At 69.4% G+C, this 18,832-nt stretch carries 18 protein-coding genes; 6 read left to right on the top strand and 12 right to left on the bottom strand.

The features are described from left to right. Positions 1 to 70: 70 nt before the first annotated feature. Positions 71 to 361 (bottom strand): GCG_CRPN prefix-to-repeats domain-containing protein, encoded by a 291-nt coding sequence (locus GGQ63_RS01140; RefSeq protein WP_183851758.1) that lies wholly within the window; start codon positions 359 to 361, stop codon positions 71 to 73. 120 nt (positions 362 to 481) lie between these two features. Here GGQ63_RS01140 and GGQ63_RS01135 point away from each other — a divergent pair, with 120 nt between their 5' ends. Together GGQ63_RS01135 and GGQ63_RS01130 are read left to right on the top strand one after the other, a co-directional pair. Continuing rightward, positions 482 to 928: a hypothetical protein gene (locus GGQ63_RS01135; protein WP_183851757.1), complete on the top strand. Its 447-nt coding sequence runs from the start codon at positions 482 to 484 to the stop codon at positions 926 to 928. A gap of 213 nt (positions 929 to 1,141) precedes the next feature. Beyond that, entirely contained in the window at positions 1,142 to 2,680 is a 1,539-nt protein-coding gene (locus tag GGQ63_RS01130; RefSeq protein WP_183851756.1) for a DEAD/DEAH box helicase, read from the top strand. A 137-nt stretch (positions 2,681 to 2,817) separates the two neighbouring features. On the opposite strand, the gene GGQ63_RS01125 is transcribed toward GGQ63_RS01130, so the two are convergent. The 6 genes from GGQ63_RS01125 to GGQ63_RS01100 all read right to left on the bottom strand — a co-directional run bounded on the left by GGQ63_RS01125 (position 2,818) and on the right by GGQ63_RS01100 (position 9,672). Beyond that, positions 2,818 to 3,819: a GntR family transcriptional regulator gene (locus GGQ63_RS01125; protein ID WP_183851755.1), complete on the bottom strand. Its 1,002-nt coding sequence runs from the start codon at positions 3,817 to 3,819 to the stop codon at positions 2,818 to 2,820. A gap of 19 nt (positions 3,820 to 3,838) precedes the next feature. Then, positions 3,839 to 4,951 carry a mandelate racemase/muconate lactonizing enzyme family protein gene (locus tag GGQ63_RS01120; protein WP_183851754.1) on the bottom strand — a complete coding sequence of 371 codons (1,113 nt, stop codon included), beginning with the start codon at positions 4,949 to 4,951 and terminating at the stop codon, positions 3,839 to 3,841. Further along, the gene (locus GGQ63_RS01115; RefSeq protein WP_183851753.1) at positions 4,944 to 6,491 is read right to left on the bottom strand and encodes a sugar ABC transporter ATP-binding protein; all 1,548 of its coding nucleotides are present in this window, start codon (positions 6,489 to 6,491) and stop codon (positions 4,944 to 4,946) included. Before GGQ63_RS01115 ends, GGQ63_RS01120 begins: the two co-directional genes overlap by 8 nt. A gap of 1 nt (position 6,492) precedes the next feature. Beyond that, entirely contained in the window at positions 6,493 to 7,446 is a 954-nt protein-coding gene (locus GGQ63_RS01110; protein WP_183851752.1) for an ABC transporter permease, read from the bottom strand. Continuing rightward, entirely contained in the window at positions 7,446 to 8,450 is a 1,005-nt protein-coding gene (locus GGQ63_RS01105; protein WP_183851751.1) for an ABC transporter permease, read from the bottom strand. The genes GGQ63_RS01110 and GGQ63_RS01105 overlap by 1 nt, the downstream gene beginning before the upstream one ends. 181 nt (positions 8,451 to 8,631) lie before the next feature. Further along, the gene (locus GGQ63_RS01100; RefSeq protein WP_183851750.1) at positions 8,632 to 9,672 is read right to left on the bottom strand and encodes a substrate-binding domain-containing protein; all 1,041 of its coding nucleotides are present in this window, start codon (positions 9,670 to 9,672) and stop codon (positions 8,632 to 8,634) included. A 198-nt stretch (positions 9,673 to 9,870) separates the two neighbouring features. Between GGQ63_RS01100 and GGQ63_RS01095 the strand changes: the two genes are divergently transcribed. The 4 genes from GGQ63_RS01095 to mazG all read left to right on the top strand — a co-directional run bounded on the left by GGQ63_RS01095 (position 9,871) and on the right by mazG (position 12,180). Beyond that, entirely contained in the window at positions 9,871 to 10,224 is a 354-nt protein-coding gene (locus GGQ63_RS01095; protein WP_183851749.1) for a c-type cytochrome, read from the top strand. A gap of 73 nt (positions 10,225 to 10,297) precedes the next feature. Further along, complete coding sequence (locus GGQ63_RS01090; protein ID WP_183851748.1) at positions 10,298 to 10,678, top strand: hypothetical protein; 381 nt, start codon at positions 10,298 to 10,300, stop codon at positions 10,676 to 10,678. 476 nt (positions 10,679 to 11,154) lie between these two features. After that, positions 11,155 to 11,304, top strand: a complete 150-nt coding sequence (locus GGQ63_RS01085) for a hypothetical protein (protein WP_183851747.1) — start codon at positions 11,155 to 11,157, stop codon at positions 11,302 to 11,304. Between the two features lie 57 nt (positions 11,305 to 11,361). Further along, a complete protein-coding gene (mazG, locus tag GGQ63_RS01080) occupies positions 11,362 to 12,180 on the top strand; it encodes a nucleoside triphosphate pyrophosphohydrolase (protein ID WP_183851746.1) in 819 nt (272 codons plus the stop codon). A 272-nt stretch (positions 12,181 to 12,452) separates the two neighbouring features. Here mazG and hflX read toward each other — a convergent pair whose 3' ends face one another. From hflX to GGQ63_RS01055, 5 genes are all read right to left on the bottom strand, one after another. Continuing rightward, positions 12,453 to 13,820: a GTPase HflX gene (gene hflX / locus GGQ63_RS01075; RefSeq protein WP_183851745.1), complete on the bottom strand. Its 1,368-nt coding sequence runs from the start codon at positions 13,818 to 13,820 to the stop codon at positions 12,453 to 12,455. Beyond that, positions 13,821 to 14,075 (bottom strand): RNA chaperone Hfq, encoded by a 255-nt coding sequence (gene hfq, locus GGQ63_RS01070; protein ID WP_183851744.1) that lies wholly within the window; start codon positions 14,073 to 14,075, stop codon positions 13,821 to 13,823. 136 nt (positions 14,076 to 14,211) lie between these two features. Then, complete coding sequence (locus tag GGQ63_RS01065) at positions 14,212 to 15,093, bottom strand: D-amino-acid transaminase (RefSeq protein ID WP_183851743.1); 882 nt, start codon at positions 15,091 to 15,093, stop codon at positions 14,212 to 14,214. Between the two features lie 13 nt (positions 15,094 to 15,106). Then, entirely contained in the window at positions 15,107 to 16,468 is a 1,362-nt protein-coding gene (gene ntrX, locus GGQ63_RS01060) for a nitrogen assimilation response regulator NtrX (RefSeq protein ID WP_183851742.1), read from the bottom strand. A gap of 14 nt (positions 16,469 to 16,482) precedes the next feature. Beyond that, complete coding sequence (locus GGQ63_RS01055; RefSeq protein WP_246429551.1) at positions 16,483 to 18,741, bottom strand: sensor histidine kinase NtrY-like; 2,259 nt, start codon at positions 18,739 to 18,741, stop codon at positions 16,483 to 16,485. Between the last annotated feature and the right edge of the window lie 91 nt (positions 18,742 to 18,832).

Genomic DNA, 18,832 nt, shown 5'->3' with positions numbered 1-18,832 from the left:
CGGCCGCGCGGCAGCGGCGATGCCTCCGGCATGCCGGCCCCGCAGGGCCGGCATGCGCAGCGCCGGACGCTCAGTCCCAGTCGCGATGGCGGCGGTGATGATCGCGCCGATCCCAGCGGTCCTCGCGTTCCCAGCGCGGGCCGAAGCCGAAATAGACCGCCGGCGGGCGCCGATGTTCGCGGTAGCCGCGATTGGGGACACAGCGACCCCACGGATTGCGGTGCCAGAACCGGCCGCAACCGTCGGCCACCTTGATCACGCCCGCTTCGGGCACCGCGGGGGACGCGACGGGCGCGGCCTCTGCGGTCCCGAGCGGAATTACGACGGCGGCGGCGAGTATCAGACCGAGCATTCTGCTCATGGCTCACTCCTTCGGAGCAACTCCCCTCGGCGCCATGAACGCTGCGGCGGCGGGGGCGGTTCCGCCACCGCCCGAGTTCGGTTAGCCTCTCCGCCGCCCTCGTCCGGGAGATCAGACGATATGCAGACCCGCCTCCTCTTCGCCCTTCCGCTCCTCCTCGCGCTCCATGCGGCCCCGGTCGCGGCCGATCCGCTCGCCGACGGCGTCGGGGCGATGCCGACCGCCGTCGAGGACGTCCGCGTCGTCGGCAGCTTCGACGTTCCGGGCGGCGGCACCGGCAGCTATCGCGTCGTCATCGCCCGGAGCACCGCCGAGCCCCCGGTCGCCCGTCTCTTCGTGCAGTGGATCGGCAAAGGTCCGGACGGCGCCGAGGTGGTCCAGCGCTCCGTCGAGATCAAGGAGCTCGAGACCATGAAGCGCGACATCGACGATTATGTCGCCGAGCCGGACGACAACGGCCTGTCGATCTTCGTCGAACTGGCCGATTCGAGCGGCAACGGCTCCGATACCTACGAACTTTTCCTCAACACCGACGGCACATACACCTTCGGCCCCGCCAGCAACTGAGACGCGAGCAGCACGCGGGCCGGCCGTTCAATCCGGCCCGATACGCCGTCTCACCTTTGCCGCAGCCGCGAAAAAATGGCTGCGCCGAGCCGATTTCCTGTGCGGCGAATTGACAAGAGGCCAGTAATTCCCATATTGCAGCTCATCGATGACCGAAGGCGATAGCGCTCGCGCCTCGTCCAGACCCGGACCAAAGGTCCTTTCTTCTAAGACATGAATTTCGACCAGCTCGGACTGAGCCCCAAAGTGTTGGCTGCCGTTACGACGAGCGGCTACACCACCCCGACGCCGATCCAGGCCGGCGCGATCCCCCATGTGCTCGAGGGCCGTGACGTACTGGGTATCGCCCAGACCGGCACCGGCAAGACGGCCTCCTTCGTGCTGCCGATGCTGACGCGGCTCGAACAGGGCCGCGCCCGCGCCCGCATGCCCCGCACCCTGATCCTCGAGCCGACGCGCGAACTCGCCGCGCAGGTCGAGGAGAACTTCGTCCGCTATGGCCAGAACCACAAGCTGAGCGTCGCGCTGATCATCGGCGGCGTCTCTTTCGGCGATCAGGAGAAGAAGCTCGATCGCGGTGTCGACGTCTTGATCGCGACGCCCGGCCGGCTGATCGATCTCTTCGAGCGCGGCAAGCTGATGCTGACCGGCGTCGAGATCCTCGTGATCGACGAGGCCGACCGTATGCTCGATATGGGCTTCATCCCGGACATCGAGCGGATCTGCAAGATGCTGCCCTTCACGCGGCAGACCCTTTTCTTCTCCGCGACCATGCCGCCGGAGATCACTCGCCTCGCCGACGCTTTCCTGACCAATCCGGTCCGTGTCGAGGTGGCCCGTCCGGCGACGACGGCGAAGACGGTGGCGCAGCATTTCATCACCTGCGGCCGCGAGAGCGCCGACAAGCGGGCGACGCTGCGCGACCTGATCCGCGGCGCCGTCGATCTGAAGAACGCGATCATCTTCTGCAACCGCAAGCGCGACGTCGCGGTGGTCGCCCGCTCGCTCGAGCGGCACGGTTTCTCGGTCGGCGCGCTGCACGGCGACATGGACCAGCGGGCGCGCATGGCGACGCTCGACGCCTTCAAGAACAACCGGCTGACCTTGCTCGTGGCGAGCGACGTCGCGGCGCGCGGCCTCGATATTCCGGATGTCAGCCACGTCTACAATTACGACGTGCCGACCCACGCCGACGACTATGTCCACCGGATCGGCCGCACCGGCCGCGCGGGTCGCTCCGGCACCTCGGTGACGCTCGTCACCCCGGCCGAGACGAAATATGTCGACGCCATCAAGAAGCTGACCGGCGACAATGTGAGCTGGCTCGAGCCCGGTGTCTCGACCGGTTCCGGCGATACGGCCGAGGACGAGCGTCCCGCCCGCGGTCGCGGCCGCCGGAGTGACAAATCCCGCGAGGCGAGGTCTTCAGAAGGCAGGTCGCCCGAGGCGAAGCCGTCGGAGGCGAAGGCCCGCGAGACGAAGCCGCGCCAGGAGGCCGAACGCCGCCGTGCGCCGCGCGAGGCGGAGCCCGCCGGAACGGCCGAAACCGCCATCCCCTCCTCCGCGCCGCGCTCCGGCCCCGTCACGCAGGGGACGGCGAGCCCCTCCGTGCAGCGCCCCCGCAACGACGCCCCGCAGGGCGACCAGCGCCGTGGCCGTGGCCGGCGCGACGATCACGACGGCCCGACCCCGGTCGGCCTCGGCGACCACGTCCCGCAATTCCTGCTGCGTCCGGTCCGCGTTCCGAGCTGAGACCGGCCACGCATCGCGACCCTCCATCGTAGCCGCGGCTTCGGGAGACGCTGCGTACTCGTCCACGGGCGCAGCCGGATCGACGACGGTCCGGCGCATCGCCTTGACGGACGGCGACACGCCCGGGAGACGCGAGCTCAGCCGACCTCGATCAGGAACGGCACGCGGTGGCGCTCGGGCAGCGGGCCGAGGGCGGCGAGGAGCGCGACGTTCGAGGTGAAGGACCGGCGCAGATGGCGTTCGAGCGCCGCGGTGGCGCCGGGCAGATCCGCGGCGATCAGGCGATCGAACACCTCGCGATGCTCGGCGAGCATCAGGTCCACCTCCTCCGTGTGCAGGTGCCGCTCGAAGGTGTGATGCGTCGCGATCAGCGGCAGCTGGCTGCGGCGGATCGCCTGGCGGAGCTGCCGGTTGCGGCAGCGCAGCACGGTGTCGACGTGCAGGTCCTCCTCCAGCCGCTCGATCGCCGCGACGGTGCGCTTGCCCGTCTGGAGCTTGACGAGCCGCGCCCGCTTCGCCTCGAGATCGACCCGGTCGATGTCCGGCGCCTGGGTCAGCGCGACCGGCTCGAGCAGCCAGCGCAGCTCGAAATGCTCCTGCATCAGCTCCGGCGTCAGCGGCCCGGCATACCAGCGTTGATTGCGGTCCTGGACGATCAGTCCGGCGCGTTCGAGCCGGGTCAGCACCTCGTGCGCGACGGTGCGGCTGACGCCGTAATGATCGGCGAGCAGGCTGCCGTTCAGCTGGAAACGGCCATAGGGCAGGCAGGAGGCGACGATGTGCTCGACCTCCGGATAGATGCGGACGCGGCGGTTGCGGGCCTTCGGTTCGCCGCCGAGCGTCTCGGGAAGGACGAGTCCGGCCTCGGCGAGGTCGATCCTGAGCGGCTCTTCGCCGCCCTCGACGATCAGGCCGCGGCCCTCGAAACTCGTCAGAAGCCCCTCGTCGCGCAGACGGCGCAGCGCCGCGGCGGCGGGGATGCGGCTCGAGCGGAAGGCGCGGGCAACCGCCGCCTCGCCGATGACGAGGCCCTTCGGCAACGCGCCATCGGCGAGATGACGGCGGAGAACGCGGTAGATCAGCTCGTAGAGCGGAAGCCCGTCCCCATCCTTGCCGGCGCCGTCCGCCGCGAGCGTCATGGCGCCGCCTCGCTCCCCGTCAGTTTCGGCCGATCACATGCGTCCGGCCGTCCACCCGCATCCGCTCGATCGCCTCGAAGTTCCAGGCGATGCCGAGGCCCGGCTCGTCGGAGGCGACCGCCCGGCCGTTCTCGATCCGGAGCCCCTTCTCGGTGAGGATATCGAGCTGCGGGATATACTCGACCCAGCGGCCGTTCGGAACCGCGCAGACGAGGCCGACATGCAGCTCCATCAGGAAATGCGGGCAGATCGGCACGTTGAACGCCTCGGCGAGATGGGCTGCCTTGAGCCACGGTGTGATACCGCCGATTCGTGCCACGTCCGCCTGGACGATGGAGCATGCCTCGCGCTGCAGGTACTCCCGGAAATGGGAGACGCTGTAGATCGATTCGCCGACCGCGACAGGAAGCGTCGTCGCCGCCGAGAGGCGGATGTGGCCGCCGAGGTCCTCCGCCGGCAGCGGCTCCTCGTACCAGGCGACGTCGAAGGGCTCGTAATGGCGGGCCCGGCGGATCGCCTCGTCGACGGTGAAGGCCTGGTTGGCGTCGATCATGATCTCGAAATCCGGGCCGACCGCCTCGCGGACCGCCTGCAGGCGGGCGACATCCTGATGGATCGGCCGGCCGACCTTCATCTTCGAGCCGCCGAAGCCCGCCTCCTTCGCCTTCAGCGCGTCCTCGACGAGCGCCGGCGTCTCGATCTGCAGCCAGCCGCCCTCGGTCGTGTAGAGCCGGGCCGACGACTTCGCGCCGCCCGCTTCGACATGGAGCGGACGCCCCGCGACCCGGCAGCGCAGATCCCAGAGCGCCGTATCGATCGCGCAGAGCGCGAGCGAGGTGATCGCGCCGACCGCCGTCGCATGGGTATGGAAGAGCAGGTCGCGCCAGATCTCCTCGATGAAGGCCGGATCGCGGCCGATCAGCTGCGGCGCCAGATGGCGCACGATCAGCTCGACGATCGAGTGGCCGCCCGTGCCGATCGTGAAGGTGTAGCCGGTGCCGACCGAACCGTCGTCGGCGAAGATGCGCACGAACGGGGTCTCCTGGCTGACGAAGGACTGGATCGCGTCGACCCGTTTGACCTTCGGCTTCAGGTCGACCATCAGGACTTCGACACGATCGATCCTAGCCATGCGCGGCCTCCGGCCCGTTGGGCTCGTTCTCTGCGGCGCCCTCGGCGCCCTGATGGATGAAGCTCATGATCCGCCGGCTCATCGGCTCGTAGCGCCGGCTGTTCTCGATCTCGCCGACGAGGGCGAAGTCGCGCATCACGAGGATGCGGTCGGCGAGCGTGATCATTTCCGGCATGTCGCTCGAGATCAGCAGGACCGAGACGCCGTCGCGGGTGATCTCGGCGATCAGCTCGTGGATCGCGGTCTTCGTCTTGATGTCGATGCCGACCGTCGGCTCGTCGATGATCAGGATCTCGACGCCGGCGGCGAGCCATTTGGCGATCGAGACCTTCTGCTGGTTGCCGCCGGAGAGCTTGCCGACGCCCTGCTCGATCGAAGGGGTCTTCAGGTCGAGCTTGCGCACCAGCGGCTCGACGATCCGCCGCTCCGCGCCGCGGCCGACGAGGCCGAGCGCCGAGGCGATGCGCCGCCAGACGGTGATCGCGACATTGGACCGGACGGGATGGGCGAGGATCAGCCCCTCGGCCTTGCGGTCCTCGGAGATGTAGCCGATCCGGTGCCGGCGGATCGCCTCCGGCACGCTCGCGATCGCCACCGGCCGGCCGTTCACCCGCACCTCGCCCGCGGTGATCCGCACGTCGCCGATCAGGGCGCGGGCGAGCTCGGTGCGGCCCGCACCGACGAGGCCGTAGAGGCCGAGGATCTCGCCCTTGCGGAGCGTGAAGCCGATGTCGCGATGGCCGAGCGCGGTCGCGACGCCGCGCGCCTCGAGCACGGCCGTCCGGTCGCGGAGGTCGCGCTCGCCGATCTCGGCGACGCGCTCCTCGCGGCCGATCATCGCCGAGACGATGCGGCCCCGGCTCATCGAGGCGATCGGCTCGCCGGCCGCCGCCACCTTGCCGTCGCGCAGCACGGTGACGCGGTCGGAGATCGCGGTGACTTCCTCGAGCTTGTGGCTCACGAAGACGATCGCCTTGCCTTCCGCCTTCAGCCGGCGAAGCACGGCGAAGAGCGCGTCGGCCTCATGGCCGGTGATCGAGGCGGTCGGCTCGTCGAGGAGGAGAACGCCCGCCTCGAGCGACAGGGCCTTGGCGATCTCGACGATCTGCATCTGCGCGACCGACAGCCGGCGCACCTCGGTGCGGGTGTCGATCGAGGGGTCGATCATGTCGAGGAAGCGGCGCGCCTCGCGGTGCACCCGACCGTAATCGACGAGGCCGTGCCGGCGCGGCAGGCGCTCGAGCAGGATGTTCTCGCCGACCGTGAAGCGCGGGATGAGGTTGCGCTCCTGATGCACCGCGCTGATGCCGGCGGCGATCGCGTCGCGCGGCGAGTGGAAGTCGGCGGGCACGCCGTCGACGAGCAGCCGGCCACGGTCCGGCCGGTAGAGGCCGGTGATGATCTTGATCAGCGTCGACTTGCCGGCGCCGTTCTCGCCCATCAGGGCGTGGATTTCGCCCGGCCGGATTTCGAAGGAGACGCCGTCGAGCGCGGTGACGCCCGGAAAGCTCTTGCCGATGTCCTCGACGGTCAGCCGCATCTCACGCCTCCCCCGCCCGGACGGCGCGCAGCCGGTTGAGCCCGACCGCGGCGAGGATCAGCGCGCCGAGCAGGAACTGCACCCAGTAAGGGTCGACCTGCGCGAGCACCATGCCGTTCTGGATGAGCACGATCAGCACGACGGCGAGCGCGGTCGCCGCCACCGAGACATGGCCGCCGGTGAGGGCGGCTCCGCCGATGATCGGCGCGGCGAAGGACATGATCAGCCAGTCCTGGCCGATGGTCGGCTGCGCCGAGCCGAGCTGCGCGACGGCGAGGATCGCGCCGACCGCGGCGAGGAGGCCGGACAGCGTATGGGCGAGCACGACGATGCCGTTCATGTGGACGCCCGAAAGCTGCGCGGCGTGCGGATTGCCGCCGACCGCGAGGAGCTGCCGGCCCGGCACGGTGCGGGCGAGGAAGAGCGCGAGCAGGAGCGCGACGATCACCGGCGGGATGAGGAGCATCGGAAAGGCCGAGAGGCGCGCCGTGCCGAAGGCCACGAAGGCGGAAGGCAGGTTGTAGAAGGGGATCGACTCGGTGATGCCGAGATTGATGCCGGTGAAGGCCGAGGCGGTGGCGAGCGTGATGATGAAACCGTTGATGCCGGTCCGCACCGTCAGGAGCCCGTTGATCAGGCCGCCGAGCGCGCCGATCGCGAGGCCGATCGGCAGGGCGACGGCAATCGGAAAGCCGAGCACCTCCATCATGCCGCCGATGGCGATCGCGACGAGGCCGCCGAGCGCGCCGATCGAAAGGTTGAGCTGCCCGACGGCGAGCGTCAGCATCTGCGCGAAGGCGACGACGAGGACGACGCAGAAGGACCGCATCATCACATAGAGGTTGAACTCCGTCAGGAAGGCCGGCGAGGTCGCGGCGAGGCCGACCACGCCGATCACGATCGCGACCGCGATCGCCGACCATTCATTGGCGATGAGGCGCTGGCCGAGTGTCATCAGCGGCGTCCCAGGCTGCGCCGCTCGGCGACCTTGCCGCGATAGCGATCGAGCATCACGGCGGCGAGCAGGATCACGCCGAGGAAGAGCTGCAGCCAGAAATTGCCGACCTGCATGACGAGCAGTCCCGAGCGGATGGTGGTGACGAGGAGTGCGCCGAGCATGGTGCCGATCACCGAGACGGCGCCGCCCGACAGCAGCGTGCCGCCGAGCACCGGCGCGAGGAAGGAAGGCAGCAGCCAGTCCTGGCCGATCGAGGGCATCGCCGCGCCGAGCCGGGCGACGAGCATCAGCCCGGCCGCTCCGGCGAGCGCGCCCGACAGCGTGTGCGCAATGATCACGACGCGGCCGACCGGCACGCCGGAGAGCTCGGCGGCGCGCGGATTGGCGCCCGCGGCGAGAATCTCCCGGCCGAGCGCGGTGAAGCGGAAGAGCACGATCAGCGCCGCGCCGATCGCGAGCGCGATGATGAGGAGCGGCGAGACGAAGCCGCCGAAGCGCAGCTTGCCGAAATCGGCGACCGCGGCGGGCAGCTCGTTGAAGGTGACCGCCTTCGAGAGAATGAGCATGGCGCCGAGATAGAGGCTCGCGCTCGCGAGCGTGATGATGAAGGAGTTCACGCCCGAGCGGACGATCGCGAAGCCGTTCAGCCAGCCGAGCGCGGCGCCGAGCGCGAGCGCCGCCGCGAAGGCGACGAGCGGCGGCAGGCCGAGCCCCTGCATCAGGAAGCCGGCCGCCATCACGGCGCAGACGCCGATCGAGCCGATCGCGAGGTTCATGCCGCCGGTCGCGAGCACCACCATCGTCGAGAAGCCGATGACAATGTCGATGGCGAGCGAGCGCGACAGGGTGAAGAGGTTGAAATTCGAGATGAAGCCGGGCCGAAGGCTCGTCAGCACCACCCAGAAGATCAGGACGATGGCGGCGAGCCCGATCAGATTGCCGCTCTCGGCGAGAAAGGCGCCGCGGCGGGCAGGCGCTTCGTTGGCATCGGCGACGGTCATGACGGGGTCCGGGTTGAGCGTCTCGGTGGCCGTCATCCCGGGCGGAGCGAAGCCCAGACCCGGGACCCATCAAGGAGAATGCCGTCTGGCGGTTCGGCTGAATGGGTCCCGGCTTTCGCCGGGATGACGACCGGGTGGCCGAAATGGCGCGAGAGACGGCACGCCGTCTCTCGCGAAAGCCTCACTTGCAGTCGAGATACTTGTCCTTGAAGGAGGACTGGATGTCCGAAGTGATCTTCTTCAGGTCGTCCTTGTAGCTCGCGATGTTGGCGGCGCTGATCAGGAGCGTGCCGGAGTCGATGAAGTGGGCGGTCTGCGGCGTCTGGATCCACGGCGCGTCGGCCTTCACGGTGCAGCCGCCGCCGGCGAGGAGGTCGAGCACATAGGCGCCGACATAACCCTGTCCGTAGGGGTTCTGCGCCATCGTGCCGGCCGCGAAGCCGTCCTTGATCGCGTCGAGCACGATCGGATCGTCGTCGATGCCGACGAGCTTGATCCGCTTGTCGCCGAGATTGCGCAGCGACTTGGCGGCGACCACGGACGGGATGTAGGCCGTCGAGATCAGGCCGTCGATCTGGTCCTTCTGCGCGCCGAGGAGCGCGTTGATCTTCTGGTCGGCGGCTTCCTGCGCGTCGGTATCGGTGATGTGCTGGACGATCGACACCGCGCCGTTCGTCTCGCCGACCGCCTTCTCGACCGCGTCCATGCGCAGCTTGGTGTTCGGATCGACGAGCAGGCCGGCGAGATGGACGATCTTGCCTTTGCCGCCCATCGCCTCGATCAGCGCCTTGGTGCCGAGATAGGCGGAGTTGTAGACATCCGTGCCGAGACAGAACTGCATCTTGGTCGGGTCCTGCGCGCAGCCCGCGAGTGCGGCGGCCGGAATGCCGGCGCCTTCGAGTTCCTCGACCGTCGAGTTGATGCCGACCGCGTCGCCGGGGAAGATGCCGAAGGCGGTGTAGCCCTGCGTCACCAGGCTCTCGACCAGCTCGGTCTGCAGGTTGAGCTTCCACTCGGACGGAACCTTGAAGTCGACCGCGGCGATGCCGAAGTCCTTCTGGGCGTCGGCCGCGGCCTGCTCCCAGGGCGCGAAGTAGGGATGCGGTCCGCCCGGAATGAGCGCGATCTTGTTGTCGGAAGCCTGGGCGACGGTCGCCGCGCCGGCGAGCAGCGCAGCGATCGAGAAGGCACGGCAAAGCGCGCCCGAAAGGCGTGTCGTCATCGGATTGTCCTCCCTCGGCAGCGGGCTCCAGTCCTCCCGAGCCCTCGCCTGCCTGGATCGAAGCGCTAACACGAACGAATATCGCGTGCAATATGCGTTTTCTGCCGCAGTGCAGCTTGATCCGGATCAGAACGACGCGCCGCAGCGGCGTTATCATCGGATCGGCAGGCGCCGCAGGATGCGGCGAGGAGGTTCGGGATGAGACGGATACCGATGATTCTGGCGCTCGCGGCGATCGGCGCGCAGCCGGCGTTCGCCGCCGATGTGCAGCGCGGCAAGGCGATCGCGCAGGAGAAATGCGCCCGCTGCCACGCGATCGGCAAGCACGGGCCGAGCCCGTTCGCGCAGGCGCCGCCCTTCCGCGACCTGCATCTGCGCTATCCCCTCGAATCGCTCGAGGAATCGATGGCCGAGGGCCTCTCGTCGGGCCATCCGGCGATGCCGGTCTTCACCTTCACGCCGGCCGATATCGACGCCTTCATCGCCTATCTGCACGGTCTCGATGAAGGGCCCGACCGGCCCGATCCGCCCGCTTCGCCCGGCCGCAGCTAGGCCTGCCGCCCGCTTCGCCGCCGCCCGGTCGGCCGGCGCCGACCCGATCCCGACCACGCGACAGGAGCCCCCCATGACGACGCTGCCATCGAGTTTCCGCCACATCCGCCTCGAACTGGCGCGCGAGCGCGGCCACCCGGTCGGCGACCCGACGCACGGCTACGACCTCGTCGCGCCGCTCGCCGACGACGGCACGCTCGACGCCGAGACCTTCAGGGCGCACAAGGCCGAATGCCGCGTCCGCCGTTTCCGCCCCGGCGAGGCGGACGCGGTCGGCCGGCTGGCGCGACGGCCGGGCGGCCAGTGGTTCTTCGACTATGAGGCGGGCGAGGAGGACGACGAGACCGGCTTCCGCCTCGGCGAGGAGCGCTTCGTGGTCGGCGAATACGTCTCGATCCGCGAGGACGACGACGTGATGCACACCTTCCAGGTGATCACGGTGGAACGGCCGTAGGGCTGCAGGGCGCGGCGAGCCCCTCTCCCGCCTGCGGGAGAGGTCGGGTGAGGGTCTTCTCCCGAATCGGCGAAGGGAGGAAGGCGCCCTCACCCTTCTCATCCAGGCTCGCTGCGCTCGCCAAGAGGCGAAGCCCTCTCCCGCGCGGCGGGAGAGGGGAGCCCCTCTCCTCGACCGCTCTCCTGCGGAGGGCGAGACGACGACCGGCCGATCGGATCACCCGTCCAGCAAGCGCGACGAGCCCCTCTCCCGCTTGCGGGAGAGGTCGGGTGAGGGTCTTCTCCCGGATCGGCGAAGGGAGGAAGGTGCCCTCACCCTTCGCATCTAGGCTCGGCTTCGCCTCGCCAAGAGGCGAAGCCCTCTCCCGCGCGGCGGGAGAGGGTGCCCCGACCGGCCGATCGGATCACCCGTCCAGCAAGCGCGACGAGCCCCTCTCCCGCCTGCGGGAGAGGTCGGGTGAGGGTCTTCAGTCCGACATGATCGCCTTCACCGTCTTCGACACGCCGATCGGACCGTGCGGACTCGCCTGGAGCGGCGCCGGCGGCACCGCCGCCAAGCGGCGCATGCTGGCGATCGAGAGCCGGCACGCCCGCGGCGCGCCGACGCTGTTCGATCGCGACCCGTAGCCCTCTCCGGCGCGCCGTGCGACCCTGCCGGCCCGCAAGCGAATCGGCGACGCCGCCATGCAGCCCTCCCGCGACATCACCCGTCTGATCGAGATCATGGCCCGGCTGCGCGACCGGGAGACCGGATGCCCCTGGGACATCGAGCAGAGTTTCGCGACCATCGCGCCCTATACGGTCGAGGAGGCCTATGAGGTCGCCGATGCGATCGCCCGCGGCGACATGGTCGATCTGGAGGAGGAGCTCGGCGATCTGCTGCTGCAGGTCGTCTATCACGCGCAGCTCGCCGCCGAGGAAGGCCGGTTCGACTTCGGCGACGTCGTCGCGGCGATCACACGGAAGATGATCCGCCGCCACCCGCACGTCTTCGGCGATGCGGCGGCGCGCTCCGCCCGCTCGGCGAAGGGGATGTGGGAGGCGATCAAGGCGGAGGAGAAGCGCGAGCGGGCGCAGAAGCGCGCCGCGGCGGGCCTGCCGACGGAGGGCGGCCTGCTCGCCGACGTGCCGGCCGGCATGACGGCGCTCGCCCGCGCGGTGAAGCTGCAGAAGCGGGCCGGCACCGTCGGCTTCGACTGGAACGATCCGCGCGCGGTGCTCGCCAAGCTGCGCGAGGAGATCGACGAGATCGAGGCGGAGCTCGACGCCGGAGCCCCCGCCGCCCGGGTGGGGGACGAGATCGGCGACCTCTTGTTCGCCGTCGCCAACCTCGCCCGCCATGTCGAGATCGACCCGGATGCGGCGCTGCGCGGCACCAACGAGAAGTTCCGCCGCCGCTTCGGCCATATCGAGCGCCGCCTGGCCGAGACGGGCCGCAGCCTCGACGCCGCGACGCTCGACGAGATGGAAGCGCTGTGGCGCGAGGCGAAGGGGCTGGAATAGCCGGCTCGCCCGATTCTGCCAGCGCAATCGGCCGGCCTGCCGGCCCCGGGCGGCCACATCGCCTTGCGGCTCAATCCATGGTCCGCGCGGGGACGCACATCCCTCGCCCGGACAGGCGCGTCTTCCCGTCCTGCTCGATGGGTCCCGGGTCCCGGCTTCGCCTCGCCCGGGATGACGGGCGGAGAGGCGGCGCCGGCCCGGAGACGCCCCGCCGGCGCAGCCGAAGGTAACTCCCTATCAGGAGCTCATGGAAAAGCCCCCCGTGCTCCGCTTCAGTTCACCCGGCGCTCGCGGGCGCCGGGGAAGGTGTCGCGGAAGGCGTCGAGATGCTTGTCGGCGACGCGCACGACGGCATGGACCGTGCCGTCCTCCTCGTCGCGGCGCTCGAGGACATTGCCGAGCTCGTAGAGCCGGTGCAGCCCGCCGAGCGCCTCGCCCGAGAGAGCGACATGGAACACCGCGCGGCCCTCGCCGAGCTTCGCCTCGACGGTCGAGAGGAGCCGCGGCAGGCCCTCGCCCGTCAGCGCCGATACAGGGACGATACGCCGGCCGGCGATCTCCTCGGCGCCCGGCCGCTGGTCGGGCGGCAGCAGGTCGATCTTGTTCCAGACCTCGATCACCCGGTCGGAGGCGGCGACGTCGATGCCGAGCTGCGACAGGACCTGCGCGACGTCGGCGGCCTGCGCCTCGGTGTCCTCGTGCGCGATGTCGCGGACGTGCAGGATGATCGTCGCCTCGATGACCTCTTCGAGCGTCGCCCGGAAGGCGGCGACGAGATGGGTCGGCAGGTTGGAGATGAAGCCCACCGTGTCCGAGAGGATCACCTCCCCGCCATGCGGCAGCTTCAGCTGGCGCAGCGTCGGGTCGAGCGTCGCGAAGAGCAGGTCCTTGGCGAAGATGTCGGAATGGGTGAGCGCATTGAAGAGCGTCGACTTGCCGGCATTCGTGTAGCCGACCAGCGCGACGATCGGATGCGGCACCTTGCGCCGGCCCTCGCGCTGCAGCCGGCGGGTGCGCACCACCGTCTCGAGATCGTGCTCGATGCGGGCGATGCGCTCCTGGATCATCCGCCGGTCGGCCTCGATCTGGGTCTCGCCCGGGCCGCCGAGGAAGCCGAAGCCGCCGCGCTGCCGCTCGAGATGGGTCCAGGACCGAACGAGCCGGCTCTTCTGATAGGTGAGATGGGCGAGCTCGACCTGAAGCCGGCCTTCCTTGGTCTGCGCCCGCTCGCCGAAGATCTCGAGGATCAGGCCGGTGCGGTCGATGACCTTTGCCTTCAGCGCCTTCTCGAGATTCTGCTGCTGCACCGGCGACAGCGCGTGGTCGACAACGACGAGGTCGATCTTGCCGGCCTCGGCCTTCGCCGCGACCTCCTCGACCTTGCCCTTGCCGATCAGCGTTGCCGGCCGGTATTCGGAAATGTTGATCGGGATCGCCTCGACCACGTCGAGCTCGATGGCGCGGGCGAGGCCGACCGCCTCGTCGACCCGGGCCGCGACGCTGCGGCGGGCGAGCGGCGAGCCGTCTTCGAGCTTGGCGCGGCCGGTCGGCACCGGCACGAGAACGAGCGCCCGGTCGGGCGCCGCCTTGGTCTCGCGCCCGGCGATGCGATCGCCGGGGCTTTCATGGATGTCGTTCAATCAGGCTCCTGGCCGGTCATTGTCGTCGTTCGGCTCGAAGAGCTGAATCGGAGCGCCCGGCATGATGGTTGATATGGCGTGCTTGTAGACGAGTTGCGAGTGCCCGTCCCGCCGGAGAAGAACGCAAAAATTGTCGAACCAGGTGACGATGCCCTGCAGCTTGACGCCGTTGACGAGGAAGATCGTCAGCGGTGTCTTCGCCTTGCGGACATGATTGAGGAACGTGTCCTGAAGGTTTTGCGCGCGGTCTGCCATTCTTATGTCTCACGCTTCGTGCTTGTTGGGGACGCGACGGTCCCGACGGCCTTTGCCTTGCCGGCCGTTCCAAACAATGTGCCCGCTTCCGGGTTGCACGTCACGTCTTTCTTGACGCGGCGCGCGATGGAACGATTCATCCGGCCGGGCGGGCGAACAGGCTACTCCGCTCGGCGACATCATGGAAGCGGCTGCGCAGCCGGGTCGCGATCGAACCCGGCGCGCCATTGCCGAGCGGCACCTCGTCGATCCGCACGACCGGCATGACGACAGCGGTCGCCGCGGTGATGAACGCCTCGCGCGCCGCCTTCGCCTCCTCGACGGTGAAGGCACGTTCCTCGATCTTCAGGCCCTCCTCCGCGGCGAGATCGAACAGAACGGTGCGGGTGATGCCGCGTAGAATGCCCTCCTCCGCCGGCCGGGTAACGAGGGCGCCGTCGGCGGTGACGATCCAGGCATTGGTCGAGCCGCCCTCGGTGACCCGGCCGTCCGCATCGACGAACCAGGCCTCATAGGCGCCCGCTTCCTTCGCCGCCTGCTTGGCGAGCACGTTCGGCAGCAGCGAGACGGTCTTGATGTCGACCCGCGCCCAGCGGTTCTCCGGCACGGTGATGACGCCGACGCCCGCCTCGGCGCGCCGCTCGGCCGCCGCGGCGTCGGAGGAGCGCGCCGTGACGACGATCGCCGGCAGGACGGCGGGCGACGGGAAGAGATGGTTGCGCGGGGCGACGCCGCGCGTCACCTGCAGATAGACGAGGCCGTGCCCGACGCGATTGCGCCGCACCGTCTCGCGCAGCACCGCGCCGAGTGCGACCCGGCTCATCGGCATCGCGATGCGCAGTTCCTTCAGCGACCGCTCGAGCCGGTCCATGTGGCGCCGCTCGTCGATCAGCCGGCCGCCATCGACCTCGCAGACCTCGTAGACGCCGTCGGCGAACTGGTAGCCGCGGTCCTCGACGTGCACGGCGGCCTGCCGCAGCGGAACATAGCGGCCGTTGACATAGGCGATACGCGACATGGCGGCTCCGGGCTCAGTTGACGCCGAGCGACTTCAGCTTGCGATGGAGCGCCGAGCGCTCCATGCCGACGAATTCGGCGGTCCGCGAGATGTTGCCGCCGAAGCGGTTGACCTGCGCGGTCAGATATTCCCGCTCGAAGATCTCGCGCGCATCGCGCAGCGGCAGCGACATCAGATGCTCACCGCCTCGGCCCGGCGTCGAAGGCAGGATCTCGCCGATCTCCGGCGGCAGCATATCGGCGGTGATCGTCTCCGTCGCGCCGCCGCGGGCGAGGATCATCAGCCTTTCGACATTGTTGCGCAACTGCCGGATGTTGCCCGGCCAGTCGTGCGCCTGCAGGACGGCGAAGGCATCCTCGCCGATCGGCCGCATCGGCAGGCCGGTGGTGCGGGAGATGTGCTCCGCGAAATGCTGGACGAGCACCGGGATGTCGTCGCGCCGCTCGGCCAGCGCCGGCACCCGGAGCGGCACGACCGAGAGGCGATGGAACAGATCCTCGCGGAACGAGCCTTCGCCGATCTCGCGCTCGAGGTCGCGCGCCGTCGAGGAGATGATGCGGACGTCGACCTGCACCTTGGTCGACCCGCCGACGCGCTGGAAGGACTGCTCGATCAGCACGCGCAGGATCTTGCCCTGCGTCTCGCGCGGCATGTCGGCGACCTCGTCGAGATAGAGCGTGCCGCCATGCGCCTCCTCGAGCGCGCCGACCCGCCGCGCCGCGCCGTCGCCGTCGGTGCCGAAGAGCTCGACCTCCATGCGATCCGGCGTGATGGTCGCCGCATTCAGCACCACGAAGGGACCCGAGGCGCGCGTCGACAGCCGATGGATGGCGCGGGCAGCGAGTTCCTTGCCCGAGCCGGACGGGCCGGAGATCATGATCCGGCTGTTGGTCGGCGCGATCCGTTCGATCGTCTGGCGCAGATGGTTGACCGCGGTCGAGCGGCCGACCAGTTCGTCGGCCTCGCCGGTACGCTCGCGCAGCACACGGATTTCGCGGCGCAGCTTCGACGCCTCGAGCGCCCGCTCGGCGACGAGGATCAGCCGGTCGGCCTTGAACGGCTTCTCGATATAGTCATAGGCGCCGCGGCGGATCGCCGACACCGCGGTCTCGATATTGCCATGGCCGGAGATCATCACCACCGGCAGGTCGGGATGCTGCTCCTTGATCGTATCGAGCAGCGTCAGGCCGTCGATCCGGCTCCCTTGCAGCCAGATGTCGAGGAAGACGAGGCCCGGCCGCCGCCGCGCGATCTCGGCGAGCGCGGTGTCGGTGTCGCCGGCCGTGCGCGTGCCGTGCCCCTCGTCCTCGAGGATGCCGGCGACGAGTTCCCGAATGTCGAGTTCATCGTCGATGATCAGAATGTCAGTGGACATGAACGCTTCCCGTCTCAGGCCGCTGCTTCCCGAGCCGGCTCCGGCAACGGAGCCTCGCTCTTCGGCAGCGTGATGCGGACCATCGCGCCGTGGCCGCCTTCGGCGACCTGTGGCGCGTCGAGGAGGTCGATCCGCCCTCCGTGCTCCTCGAGAATCTTGCGGACGATGGCGAGGCCGAGCCCGGTGCCCTTCTCGCGCGTCGTCATATAGGGCTCGAGCAGGCGCTGGCGGTTTTCCGCCGGCAGGCCGATGCCCGTGTCGATGACGTCGACGACGATCTGATCGCCCTCAACCCGGCCGGTCACGGTGATGCGCGGCGTGCCGCGCGCCTCCGCGGGCAGAGCCGCGATCGCCTCCGTCGCGTTCTTCACGACATTGGTGAAGACCTGCGAGACGAGCCGCGTATCGAACCGGCCGACCATCGGTTCCGAAGGCAGCTCCATCCGGAACTCGATGTCGGGATGGCCGACCTCGAGCAGGAACACCGCCTCGCGCACCGGATCGCGCAGGTCGCGCGCCTCCATCGCCGGCTTCGGCATGCGCGCGAAGGCGGAGAACTCGTCGACCATGCGGCCGATGTCGCCGACCTGGCGGATGATCGTGTCGACGCACTGGTCGAACACCTCCCGCCCCTCCCCCACCGTCTTGCCGAAGCGGCGGCGCAGCCGCTCGGCCGAGAGCTGGATCGGCGTGAGCGGGTTCTTGATCTCGTGCGCGATGCGGCGGGCGATGTCGGCCCAGGCGGCGCCGCGCTGCGCGGTCATCAGATCGGTGATGTCGTCGAGTGTCACCACATAGCCGTGCGCGTTCGATTCGGAGCGCTCGGTGGTGACGCGGACGTTGAGGGTACGCTCGCGACCGTCGCGCACCAGCGCGATCTGGTCGCGGTGTTCCGACCGGCCCTGGTCGACGAGCGCCACGGCGACCACATCGGTGAGCTCCGGCACCAGTTCGGCGATCGGACGACCGATCGCACCGCGCTCGTCGGCGACGCCGAGCAGGCGCAGGCCGCCGCGATTGGCGAGCGTCACCCTGCCATCCGCGTCGAGGCCGACGACGCCCGCCGAGACGCCGGCGAGCACCGCCTCGGTGAAGCGGCGGCGGCTGTCGATCAGTTCGTTGGCGGCGACGAGTTCCGCCTGCTGCCGGCGCAGCTCGGCCGTCATCGTGTTGAAGGTCTGGCCGAGCGCGCCGATGTCGCCGTCCGCCGAGCGGTAGGGAACCTCGACGGCGAGATTGCCGCGCGCCACCTGGTCCGACGCATCGATCAGCCTTCGGATCGGCGAGACGATGCGATTGGCGAAGCCGATGCCGAGCCAGATCGCCGAAAGGAGCACGACGAGCGAGATGCCGATATAGAGCAGGCCGAACGCCACCTGGACGGCAAAGCGGGTCTGCTCCATCGATCGGTATTCGTTGATGTTGTCGGTCGTCATGTTGATGTAGCGGACGACCTTGGGGTCGATCTCGCGCGACACGTAGAGAAACACGTCGCGATAGGATTGCAGCCGGATCAGCGCGCCGACGATCCGCGTGGCGCCCGGCGCGATCAGCACCGGATCGGAGCCGGCCTTGGCCTGGTCGAGCGCCTCGGGCGGCGGCGGCACGAAAGCGAGCTTGAACTGGAAATCGGCCTGCGCGATCAGCGAGCCGTCCGGCTTGACGATATAGAGGCCGGGAATGCCGCGGAAGGCGGCGACCGAGTTCATGAAGGTCTGGAACTGGTCGGGGTCCGCCTCGAGCAACGGTTGGGCGCGCTCGAAATCGAGGCGCAGCGTCAGGATGTCGGTGCGCAGCGAGCGCGCCTGCTCCTCGGCGAAGGCGAGCGCGATCTGCTGCGAGGTCGCGACGATCTGCCGGGTGCGCTCGGAGAACCAGTGATCGAGGCCGCGATTGAGCGTGAAGCTCGCGGCGAGCGCGACGAGGATCGCCGGCACGGCGGCGATGATCGAGAACAGCGCGACGACGCGGATGTGCAGCCGGGCGGCGGCGCGGCCCTTGCGGCGGGCGCGCACGAGGGTGACGATCTCCCAGCCGACGGCGAGCGCCAGCGCGCCGACCAGCGCGCCGTTGACGGCCATCGCGCTGACCACGACCTCGCCGGTGGGATCGATCGGCGTCAGCCCCATCAGCAGCGCGAAGGTCGCGAAGGAACTCGCGAGCGACAGCACGACGAGGATGTAGCCGAGCGTGCGGATGCGGCGCGGCCAGCGCGAGAACTCGCGCCCGCCGAGCGGCGTCGCCACCGGAAGGGCCTCCCCGATCGCGATCAAGGCGGGACCTCCCGGCACTTCCGAATCTCGTCGCGATCGAATCCGTCCGACATGGCCGCGGAAGCTGCGGCCCGATTGCAACAGCAATGTG

This window comes from Prosthecomicrobium pneumaticum, assembly GCF_014199915.1.
Taxonomy (GTDB): domain Bacteria; phylum Pseudomonadota; class Alphaproteobacteria; order Rhizobiales; family Kaistiaceae; genus Prosthecomicrobium; species Prosthecomicrobium pneumaticum.
The sequence above is the reverse complement of the archived record's forward strand: the minus strand, read 5'-3'. Positions and strand labels throughout refer to the sequence as shown.